The organism is Celeribacter baekdonensis, assembly GCF_900102315.1.
Classification (GTDB): Bacteria; Pseudomonadota; Alphaproteobacteria; order Rhodobacterales; family Rhodobacteraceae; genus Celeribacter; species Celeribacter baekdonensis.
Window position 1 is genome coordinate 1 of the sequence record NZ_FNBL01000027.1, and the last position, 10185, is coordinate 10185.

General features: G+C 58.4%; 11 protein-coding genes. 6 read left to right on the forward strand and 5 right to left on the reverse strand.

Going from position 1 to position 10185, the window contains the following annotated elements; translation table 11 throughout:
- The 5 genes from BLT54_RS21665 to BLT54_RS21685 all read right to left on the reverse strand — a co-directional run.
- Window positions 1-95 (reverse strand): GTP-binding protein (locus tag BLT54_RS21665; RefSeq protein ID WP_131822069.1); only part of this gene is annotated, 95 nt, incomplete at its 3' end.
- An 89-nt stretch (window positions 96-184) separates the two neighbouring features.
- Window positions 185-835 (reverse strand): hypothetical protein, encoded by a 651-nt coding sequence (locus BLT54_RS21670; protein ID WP_074647506.1) that lies wholly within the window; start codon window positions 833-835, stop codon window positions 185-187.
- Window positions 836-903: 68 nt separating this feature from the next.
- The gene (locus BLT54_RS21675; protein WP_083351946.1) at window positions 904-2070 is read right to left on the reverse strand and encodes a M48 family metallopeptidase; all 1167 of its coding nucleotides are present in this window, start codon (window positions 2068-2070) and stop codon (window positions 904-906) included.
- Entirely contained in the window at window positions 2067-3314 is a 1248-nt protein-coding gene (locus BLT54_RS21680) for a DUF898 family protein (protein ID WP_074647508.1), read from the reverse strand. The genes BLT54_RS21675 and BLT54_RS21680 overlap by 4 nt, the downstream gene beginning before the upstream one ends.
- Window positions 3315-3458: 144 nt before the next feature.
- Window positions 3459-5816 carry a DNA topoisomerase IV subunit A gene (locus tag BLT54_RS21685; RefSeq protein WP_074647509.1) on the reverse strand — a complete coding sequence of 786 codons (2358 nt, stop codon included), beginning with the start codon at window positions 5814-5816 and terminating at the stop codon, window positions 3459-3461.
- 162 nt (window positions 5817-5978) lie between these two features.
- On the opposite strand from BLT54_RS21685, the gene BLT54_RS21690 reads away from it, so the two are divergent.
- From BLT54_RS21690 to BLT54_RS21715, 6 genes are all read left to right on the forward strand, one after another.
- Window positions 5979-6593: an SH3 domain-containing protein gene (locus BLT54_RS21690; protein WP_074647510.1), complete on the forward strand. Its 615-nt coding sequence runs from the start codon at window positions 5979-5981 to the stop codon at window positions 6591-6593.
- Between the two features lie 81 nt (window positions 6594-6674).
- Window positions 6675-7523 (forward strand): SDR family NAD(P)-dependent oxidoreductase, encoded by an 849-nt coding sequence (locus BLT54_RS21695; RefSeq protein WP_074647511.1) that lies wholly within the window; start codon window positions 6675-6677, stop codon window positions 7521-7523.
- Window positions 7524-7594: 71 nt separating this feature from the next.
- The gene (locus BLT54_RS21700; RefSeq protein WP_009574299.1) at window positions 7595-7801 is read left to right on the forward strand and encodes a twin transmembrane helix small protein; all 207 of its coding nucleotides are present in this window, start codon (window positions 7595-7597) and stop codon (window positions 7799-7801) included.
- 1 nt (window position 7802) lies between these two features.
- A complete protein-coding gene (locus tag BLT54_RS21705) occupies window positions 7803-8375 on the forward strand; it encodes a cob(I)yrinic acid a,c-diamide adenosyltransferase (RefSeq protein WP_074647512.1) in 573 nt (190 codons plus the stop codon).
- 171 nt (window positions 8376-8546) lie between these two features.
- Window positions 8547-9299: an electron transfer flavoprotein subunit beta/FixA family protein gene (locus BLT54_RS21710; protein WP_074645428.1), complete on the forward strand. Its 753-nt coding sequence runs from the start codon at window positions 8547-8549 to the stop codon at window positions 9297-9299.
- On the forward strand, window positions 9299-10185 hold an 887-nt coding region (locus BLT54_RS21715; protein ID WP_074647513.1), incomplete at its 3' end, for an electron transfer flavoprotein subunit alpha/FixB family protein. The genes BLT54_RS21710 and BLT54_RS21715, both read left to right, overlap by 1 nt.

The following is a 10185-nucleotide window of genomic DNA, read 5'->3' on the forward strand; positions in this document are numbered from 1 at the left end:
ATCGCTGCCGTCAGCGTCGTTTTACCGTGGTCAACGTGGCCAATCGTGCCGATGTTGCAGTGCGGTTTGGAACGCTCAAACTTTTCCTTAGCCATATCGAGGCGCCTCTTGGTTTGACTGGGTCGATCAAGACCCGAATTAACATCGCGGGCTAGTTATTGGCTCTGGAGAGGAAAATCAAGCGTCAGTTGCTCTTTGTGGCATTTGGTGTCTCAGGAACCGCATCTGGTGCGAGTACCGCAAGCGCCGCCTTGGCTTCATCGGCGTCCGTGGTTTCGGGGGCGACCGGGTCAATGCCAAACCACTCCCCATTTTCCAACAACCACCGCTCTACCTTTAAGGCCGCATTCCGCGTCAGGATGTCGAGCTGTTCCTGTTTGGTCCGTGTCAGGCCCGAGCCAATCAGCGTCTCGCCTGACAGGCTTTCGAACACCGTCAAAAGTTTGGGCTTATCCGTCAGCTTTTTGCCCTGCGCATCGTCCCAAATGTTGACCGTGAGCACGAGCACCGATTTGGGCGTGAACACCACCGGAATCCCCGGCGCGGCAAGGCCATACGCGTCCACTTTGATACCGATGTGATAAAGCTTGTCGCCGTCATAGCGGCCAAACCGCGCCTGCATCGCGGCTTTCAAAGCGGTCTCAACCTCCTCCTCCGTCGCATTGCGTGAGAACGGGGCCTTTTGCATATCTGTCGCCACCACGACGTTATGGCCAAGGGTAAAATCCCCGAGATTCACCATCGGCGTGTCTTCGGTCACCATTTTGGCGTCACTACAGGCGACCAGCGCCAAAAACGACAGTCCGACAACGACGCGGCGAGCAAGTGAGATCACAGGGTATCCTCCAAATTTGGTCCAGATCACGACTAAAGGCAAATGCCGCCTCACGCAATGTCTGGTCCTTAATCGCAAATTTGGCGCAGCCGCTGCCACGCCATGTTCGACATAAACGGCACACCCTCATCGACATAGGATTCGGCTGCCGACTGCGCCCGCGTCACACGATCACCAAGCTGTGGGTGGCTGGCCAGATGCGAGGCAAGGCCTTCGCTGTCGCCATATTCGGCTTTGAGCCGCTCGAACAAGGGCGCCAGTGCGCCGGGCGAAATACCCGCACGTGGCAACATCTCATGGGCGTAGCTGTCGGCGGCACTTTCCGCCGCTTGGCTATACTGTGCATTGACCAATTGATTGGCCCCCATCAACACCATCGTTCCCCCGGCAAAATCACCAAACACCAGTGAGAGCACACCAAAGGTGCCGACCGAGCGCAAAGCATGGCGGGTGGGATCGCGGTGATCGACATGGCCCATTTCATGCGCAATGACGGCGGCGACCTCATCAGGTGTTTCCGCCGCATCAATCAACCCGCGCATGACCACGATGCGCCCTCCGGGCAGGGCAAAGGCATTGACCATGTCGAAATCCAGCACGGTCAATTGCACCGCATCGGAGGCAAGCGTGGAGGCCGCGAGCAATTTGGTTTCCATCTGTTTTAACGCTGCAAGACCCTGTTCATCCGCGCATTCGCCAAGCGGCACAAAACCGCCCGAAAACGCCTCGCGCACCTGTTGATAGGTCTTCTCGCCCAATGCGCGTTCGCCCTCAATGGGCAACAACGTGGCCAATTGATCGGCAATCAACGGGATCAGGAAAAACACAATCAGCGCCACAGACCCCGTGGCTCCCGCGATCAATCCCATCAAACGCCCCCGCCCGGTGACCGGCGCGCGTCGGCGTAAAGACGGCGCGCGGGTTTCGATGTCGTGCAACATATCCGTGTCGCGCACATATAGCCGGGCCGTGGGCGTCATGACATTGGTGAACACTCCCAAACGCGCCGGGCCCCATTTGAGTTTGGTCTGCCCCTCGACATGGCGAAGCTGCGCCAGTGGCCAGATCCATGTCTGCGCTTGCCCCCTGTCATCGGTGTAAGACAAAGACAGCCCCGCCTCATTGGGACGCAGTTGTACATAGACCTCATGGCGATGCGCGCTTTCGCCATCGACAAAATCGCAAAGCACCCCTTCAGGCCTTGGCCCCCAGGGGCTGCGAACACTCGTGGTCATATCGCGGCTCCCAAATCAAACGCTTCGGCCATACCTTCGGCTTCTCCGGCCTCATCACGAGCACGCTGTGCGATGTCGCGAAGATGTTCACCGCCGGTCAAGGTCAGCGTTTCGGCGTAATGACGCCACACCGGAAACAGCACAAAGGTCTGACGAAACACTGAAAAAAACAACAGTGTCGACGTGTAAACAAAGATCGCAAAGAACACACCCACTTCGGCCGAGGGCATGCCCTCGCCCCCCAAACCCGAACCATCCGAGACCGCGCCGGTGGCAAACAGGCCAAAGTCGCGCAGGCCGGGAAACACCAAAACCAAAACGCCCGAGGCAACGCCCGCCACGACCAAAGAGGCCAAGGTGGTGAAAAGGTTGGTCAGGATATAGCCCGCGACATTCAGCCAGAGAATGCGCGGGAAAGAGGCGGAGGAAATCAATCCCACTCCGCCTGCGGTTTTGTGATTGGCCATGTAGCGCAGGGCAACGACACGATAGCGGGTGTAGAAAAACAGACCGCCAAAGATCGCGACAATTGATAGAAGTGGCACCAACCCGACCCAAACAGATAGTGCGGACTCCTCGCCTGCGGCAAACCAGACCGCACCCCCAATGGCCCCAAGAATGACCCAAAAAGAGATCAGCACCGGCAAAAACGGTTTGATCAGCCCTGTCCAACGCCCGCCTTGGTTCAGCCTCTGAGTGCCAAAAAACGTCCGATCCGTGCGGAATTTTTCAAGCTTGAAGGTCATGCGCGGCCAAAAAAACCCCGCCGAGATCAGCGTCAAAAACAACTGCCCCATCGCATAGGCGGTGTATTTCCCTGCCGCAGGTTCAAGCGCAAAGCGAATGCCGCGCCAGCGCGTTCGGGCGTAGACATAACGTTTGGCGCGGTAGGAGGCGAAATAGATCAGCGGAATGGCGAGAACGGCGGCGATGAGATAGGCCTCATATTCCTCTTGGAACAGCGCGAAGGACGCATAGACCAAAATCAGCGCCACAACCCCGATCAATAGGGCCAAGATCACCAAAGCGATGAGAAATCCGGTGAATTTCTCAATGCCTTTGCCGACATATTCCAACGGCGTGCGGTCGGGACGAATGGCGGACCAAAAATGCCGCCGCAACCGGGTTTTCATCCAAAACCGATAAAACCCAAGCGTCACCACCGACAGTGCCGCCGTCCAAATGGAGAGCGACAAAAGCGGGACAAGGCGACCCTCGACGTCGGTTTTCAAAAGCTGCGCCATACCCCGGCCCTCTCGTCACGCCCCGTTTCGGAGCTTAAAGCGTTTCGTCTTAAACCTGAGCAGGTTCTCGTCAAAACGCCATGCGGCATATCAATGGTGTGGGCATTTAGGGAAAACCCTTGAGAACGCTTTTCCCTAAATGCTTTAGCCAAACTTATTGTCACGCGGGAACCCATGCGGCGGCTGTTTGCCAATGCCCGCGCGTTTGCTCAGCCATTGCGACAGGTCTTTTTCGGTGCGTGTGTTGCCCCCGCCCATGGTCCAACTCAGACCCTCCTCCCACTTAAACGTGGTCAGATCGGACAGCCCGCCATCCAATTCCAAAAGCCCCTGCGCGCCGCGCGCTTGGTTGTATTTCTGCAACCGCACGCCCTTGCCGCGGTTCAGTTCCGGCACCTCGGCAATCGGGAAAACAATGAACCGGCGGTTTTGCGACATGACCGCAACGTGATCGCCCTGCACCCGGCGAACCACGGCGGCCACTTCGCCGCCTTTGACATTAAGCACCTGTTTGCCAGAGCGGGTCTGGGCCACCACCTCTTTTTCAGGGATGACAAAGCCATTGCCAGCATTGGAGGCGACGATCAATTTGCCCTCGGGATCATGGACGAAAATATCGACGATCTCTGCCTCATTCGGCAGATCCACCATCAAGCGCACAGGTTCGCCCATGCCGCGCCCGCCCGGAAGACCCGCGCCGGACAGCGTATAAAACCGCCCGTTAGAGCCCATCATCAACAGCCGATCCGTGGTCTCCGCATGAAAACAGAATCGCGGCCCATCGCCGTCTTTGAATTTCAACTCACGGGTCAGATCAATGTGACCCGACATGGCACGAATCCAGCCCATTTGCGAACAGACCACGGTGATCGGTTCGCGCTCAATCATCGCCTCAAGCGGCACATCTTCGACCTCGGCGGCCTCGGCAAATTGCGACAGGCGCATACCACGGGCATAGTCTTTGCCAAATTTCTTTTTGGTTTCTTTCAGTTCTTCGGAAATGCGGTCCCATTGCATGACTTCGCTGTCCAACAGCGCATGAAGCCCGGCCTTTTCCGCCCGCAACGCATCGCGTTCCTTGATCAGTTCGATCTCTTCGAGACGCCGCAAGGAGCGCAGGCGCATGTTGAGGATCGCCTCGGCCTGCACTTCGGTCAACTCCCCCGCACCCTCTTTGGCGGGCAGCGGCGAGACATAGTCTTTTTCCGACATGGCGCGGGCATGATCCACGCCCCAGTTTTCCGCCATCAACGCCGTTTTTGGGTCGTCGTCATAGCGGATGATGTCGATCACCCGGTCGAGATTGAGGAAGGCGATGATAAAGCCTTCGAGCACCTCAAGGCGGTGGTCGATCTTTTCCAAACGGTGCTGAGAGCGGCGTTGCAACACCACACGACGGTGATCAAGCCAGGCACGCAGCACCTCTTTGAGCGAGCACACTTTCGGCGTGCGCCCGTCGATCAGCACGTTCATGTTGAGCGCGAACCGCGTCTCCAGATCGGAGTTGCGGAACAGCGTGTTCATCAACACCTCAGGCAGCACGTTCTTGGATTTCGGTTCCAAAATCACCCGGATGTCTTCGGCGCTCTCGTCGCGCACATCGCCCAGAATCGGCACTTTTTTGGTCTGGATCAACTCGGCGAGTTTTTCGATCAGCTTGGATTTTTGGACCTGATAGGGGATTTCGGTGACGACAATCTGCCATTGCCCGCGCCCCAGATCCTCAACCTCCCATTTCGCCCGCACCCGGAACGACCCGCGCCCGGTGGCGTAGGTTTTCATCATACTTTCGCGTGGCTCAACAATCACGCCGCCGGTGGGGAAATCCGGGCCTTTGACATAGTTCAAAAGCGTCTCATCGCGCACATCCGGCGTTTTGATCATGTGCAGCGAAGCATCAATCAGCTCGGAAATATTATGCGGCGGGATGTTTGTCGCCATGCCGACCGCAATGCCGCTTGAGCCATTGGCCAAGAGGTTTGGAAAGGCGGCCGGCAGCACTTCGGGTTCGCGCAGCGTACCGTCGTAGTTGTCGCGAAAATCGACCGCATCCTCGGCCAGCCCCTCAAGCAAAGCCTCCGCCGCAATCGTCATCCGCGCTTCGGTGTAACGCGAGGCCGCCGGGTTATCGCCATCAATGTTGCCAAAGTTCCCCTGACCATCGACCAGTGGATAGCGGACGTTAAAATCCTGCGCCAAACGCGCCATGGCATCATAAATCGCCATATCGCCATGCGGGTGATAGTTCCCCATCACATCGCCGGAAATTTTCGCCGATTTGCGAAAGCCCCCGCCTGATGAGAGGCGCAATTCGCGCATGGCGTAGAGAATGCGCCGATGCACCGGCTTCAACCCATCACGCGCGTCGGGCAGCGCCCGGTGCATGATGGTCGAAAGCGCATAGGTCAGGTAACGATCGCCAATGGCTTGGCGAAGCGATTCTGAAAAATCAATCGGGGGCGTGCCACCTGCGGGCGGGTCTTGGGTCAAATCACTGCTCATGGTTCGATGAATAGCGCCCACCTCGCCCCCCGGCAAGCGCGTCTCGCGTACCCCTCCTGCAACGTTGATCATCTTAGGTGGACCGATGACGTTGTTTTCCCCGTATCACGCCTCGCGAATCGGGTAGTATGGAACCGTAACAAGTGTTTGGGGGGAAACGATATGCTGCGTCTTTTGGCGATAACTTTCGTTGGGCTTTGGGCGGCCCTTATGGTGTTCGGGCGGGATTTGTCCGCCGAAGAACAGGCCCAGCTTGACCTGAGACGCTCCGAAAAGGTCTCTGTCTTTGCCAGCCTATCCGAGACTTGGAACGCTGCTTTTGGCGCTGATCGCAAACGTCAGGGGGCTTATGTCCCGACCTTGGCTGAACTGAACGCTCAAAAAGCCTTGCCACCCTCCCGCCTTGCGCCCGAGGCACAAGCGGATGCGACCCAAGGCACGATGGCGCAGCTTGCAAGCTTCAGCGACACCCCGACGCAAACCGTCGCCACCGTCGCCACTGTCACAACCCACGTCAGTGACCCCGAAAAATTGGCAGGTCTTCTCAAACCCGCCCCCCTTGACGCGCCTGATATGACCCTGCGCGAAGTGACCGCCACACGCGTCAACGTCCGCTCCGGCCCTTCCACCAATCATGAGGTTTTGGGGCAGGTGCATTTTGCCGAAATCGTTCAGGTGATCTCTCCGATTGAGAACGGCTGGGTCAAAATCTCCGTCGAAGGCGATGGCGTTTCGGGTTATATGTCGGCCAATTTCCTGCGCGACTTGGCACAATAACCTCCCACCTGTTCGCAAAACCGGCTTTCCCCTTTCCCCTTTGCGCTCTAAGCCTTTTGCATCCTCGCAAAAGGCTTTTTCATGCGCACGATCCTGATCACGGGCTGCTCCACCGGCATCGGCCATCACACCGCTCATTTTCTGAAATCCAGAGGCTGGCGGGTGTTTGCGACCTGCCGCTCGCGGGACGATGTGGCACGCCTGACGTCTGAGGGTTTGGAAAGTTTCCGCCTGGATTACGAAGACCCCACCTCGATTGAAGCCGGGTTCAACGAGGCCCTCGCCCGCACCGGCGGCACATTGGACGCATTGTTCAACAATGGCGCTTATGCCATCCCCGCCGCCGTCGAAGACCTGCCCGTCGCAGCACTGCGCCAAAATTTCGAGGCGAATTTTTTCGGCTGGCACGATCTGACGCGCAGGGCCATTGCGGTCATGCGGGCACAGGGCACGGATGGCAAAGGCCAGGGCCGCATCATCCAATGTTCCTCTGTGCTTGGCCTCATGGCGATGCCTTGGCGCGGCAGCTACAATTCGACGAAATTCGCGCTCGAAGGCCTGACCGACACGCTGCGGCTGGAAATGCGCGGCACCGGGATCAAAGTGATCACGATCGAACCCGGCCCGATTGGCACCGCCTTTCGCCTCAATGCACGCAAACAGTTCGACAAATGGATTGATTGGCAGGTCTCCGCACGCGCCGATCAGTATCGCAGCTCCCTCGTCCCGCGCCTGTACAAAGCCGCCGAGGCCAGCGCGCCGGACCCGTTTGAATTGGGACCAGAGGCGGTCAGCGCCAAAGTTTTGCGCGCCCTGACCGCGTCCAACCCGCGCGCGCATTACTATGTCACAACGCCCACATATATCGCCGCCCTGTCTCGGCGCTTCCTGCCACAGCGCCTCATTGACCGGATGATGGCCAAGATCTAAGCGCGACCAATCGCGTGTTGGGCCTTGCACCAAAATGCGCTATCTGCGGTACAAACACGAAGGATATGCACATGAATTCCGATCCGCTCCTCTACATCATTGGCGCCGCTTGCCTCGTCGTCCTCGTCATCCTCGCACTTGGCATCGGCCAATTTGGGCGCGGCGGTGCGGAAGGGGCGAAAAAGTCCAACAAGCTGATGCAATACCGCATTCTCGCGCAATTGGGCGCGGTCATCCTTGTGGTGATTTATGTGGCTCTGCGCAAAACGGGGAACTGATATGGTTGTTTTGAACAAAATCTACACGCGCACTGGTGACACAGGTGAAACCGCTCTGGGCGATGGCACGCGGGTGGCCAAATATAGCCCTCGGGTCGAAGCTTATGGCACTGTGGATGAATTGAACTCCACCGTGGGGCTGGCGCGTCTGCATGCGACGGGCGAGATGGATGTGGCGCTGTCGCGCATTCAAAATGACCTGTTCGATCTGGGCGCGGACCTCTGTCGCCCCGGCATGGAGCATGACGCTGAGGCCGACTATCCGCCGCTGCGTCTGATCGCCTCACAGGTCGACCGACTCGAATCGGAAATCGACACGATGAACGCAAACCTCGCGCCTTTGCGCTCCTTTGTCCTGCCGGGCGGATCAGCTTTGGCGGCGTATTTGCATCTGTGCCGTACCGTGGCGCGCCGCGCCGAACGCCTCTCGGTCGAGCTGAACCAAGTCGAAACCATCAACGACATTGGCGTCAAATACCTCAACCGCCTGTCCGATTGGTTCTTTGTCGCCTCGCGCGTGGCCAATAACAACGGCGCGGATGACGTCTTGTGGGTGCCGGGCGCGAACCGCTGATCCTGTCGATGCCCTATGACGCTGCGACATTTGTTCCGGCAAACGTCACGTCTTTGAACGAAAGTTGCGTGATTAGGGGCTGTTTTCTGCGCCCGCAAAGGGCTAATAAAATTTCCGGAGAGCTGATTGCCCCCGTTTCGGGCGGCTGAAATCATAAGGGAGACCCCGCCAATGAAGGTTTTGGTACCAGTCAAACGCGTGATTGACTACAACGTGAAGGTCAAAGTGAAGGCCGATGGCACTGGAGTTGATCTTGCGAATGTGAAGATGTCGATGAACCCGTTCGATGAGATCGCGGTTGAAGAGGCCATTCGCCTGAAAGAGGCCGGCGTGGCCAGTGAGATCGTCGTTGTGTCGATCGGCGAGAAGAAATCCACCGACACGATCCGCAATGCATTGGCCATGGGGGCGGATCGCGGGCTTCTTGTGGTTGAGGAACAGGGCGTCGAGATCGAGCCGCTGGCCGTGGCCAAACTTCTGGCCAGGATCGTGGCTGAAGAGGCGCCTGAACTGGTCATTCTCGGCAAACAAGCGATCGACAATGACATGAATGCGACGGGTCAGATGCTCGCGGCCCTTTTGGGTTGGGGTCAGGCGACCTTTGCCTCTGAGGTGAACATCAAAGACGGCCACGCGGTTGTGACCCGCGAAGTGGACGGTGGGTTGCAGACCATTTCCGTGCCGCTCCCGGCGATTGTGACCACCGATCTGCGCCTCAACGAACCGCGCTATGCCTCGCTTCCGAACATCATGAAGGCGAAGAAAAAGCCTTTGGATGAAAAGACATCCGCGGATTACGGCGTCGATACCGCGCCGCGTTTGACCGTTGTGTCAACCGAAGAGCCAAAGGGCCGCGACGCCGGCATCAAGGTCGGATCGGTCGATGAACTGGTCGCGAAACTGAAAGAAGGAGGGCTGGTCTGATGGCTGTTTTGTGTCTTGCTGAAGTCACCTCTGGCGCAGTTGCGATGGATGCCACCGCCAAGGCGGTGAGCGCCTCCGCCAAACTGGGCGATGTGACGGTTCTGGTCTGTGGTCCTGCGGCCGCTGCCGATGAGGCCGCCAAAATTGACGGCGTGACCAAGGTTTTGGTCGCTGATGACGCGGCCTATGCCAATGGCCTGGCCGAAAACCTGGCCGCTTTGATCGTGTCTTTGGCGGGCGATTACGCGCATATCACCGCGCCCGCCACGACCACGGGCAAAAATGTGTTGCCGCGGGTTGCAGCCCTTTTGGATGTGATGATTTTGACCGATGTCACCTCCGTTGTGGATGCCGATACGTTCACGCGCCCGATCTATGCCGGGAACGCGATTCAGACGGTACGCTCGAAAGATGAAAAAAAGGTTATCACCTTCCGCACCTCGACCTTTGACGCGGCGGGCCTGTCGGGTGCGGCCGCGGTGTCGGACGTCTCCGGCGCGCATGATGCGGGCCTGTCACAGTTTGTCGAGGACAAGGTCGCGGTCAATGATCGCCCGGAATTGACCTCCGCCAAGGTCGTCGTCTCCGGCGGGCGCGGCGTCGGCTCCGAAGAGGATTTTGCGATCATCTCGGCGCTGGCGGACAAGCTCGGCGCCGCCGTCGGTGCCTCGCGCGCGGCGGTCGATTCGGGCTTTGCCCCGAACGATTGGCAAGTCGGCCAAACCGGCAAAGTCGTCGCCCCCGAACTCTACATCGCCGTCGGCATCTCCGGCGCGATCCAGCACCTCGCGGGCATGAAAGACTCCAAAGTCATCGTCGCCATCAACAAGGACGAAGAAGCCCCGATCTTCCAAGTCGCCGACTTCGGCCTCGTCGCGGATCTCTT

Coding starts and splice junctions, on each gene's coding strand:
- BLT54_RS21675 (WP_083351946.1), bottom strand. CDS start 2,070: ATGACCACGAGTGTTCGCAGCCCCTGGGGGCCAAGGCCTGAAGGGGTG.
- BLT54_RS21680 (WP_074647508.1), bottom strand. CDS start 3,314: ATGGCGCAGCTTTTGAAAACCGACGTCGAGGGTCGCCTTGTCCCGCTT.
- BLT54_RS21685 (WP_074647509.1), bottom strand. CDS start 5,816: ATGAGCAGTGATTTGACCCAAGACCCGCCCGCAGGTGGCACGCCCCCG.
- BLT54_RS21690 (WP_074647510.1), top strand. CDS start 5,979: ATGCTGCGTCTTTTGGCGATAACTTTCGTTGGGCTTTGGGCGGCCCTT.
- BLT54_RS21695 (WP_074647511.1), top strand. CDS start 6,675: ATGCGCACGATCCTGATCACGGGCTGCTCCACCGGCATCGGCCATCAC.
- BLT54_RS21700 (WP_009574299.1), top strand. CDS start 7,595: ATGAATTCCGATCCGCTCCTCTACATCATTGGCGCCGCTTGCCTCGTC.
- BLT54_RS21705 (WP_074647512.1), top strand. CDS start 7,803: ATGGTTGTTTTGAACAAAATCTACACGCGCACTGGTGACACAGGTGAA.
- BLT54_RS21710 (WP_074645428.1), top strand. CDS start 8,547: ATGAAGGTTTTGGTACCAGTCAAACGCGTGATTGACTACAACGTGAAG.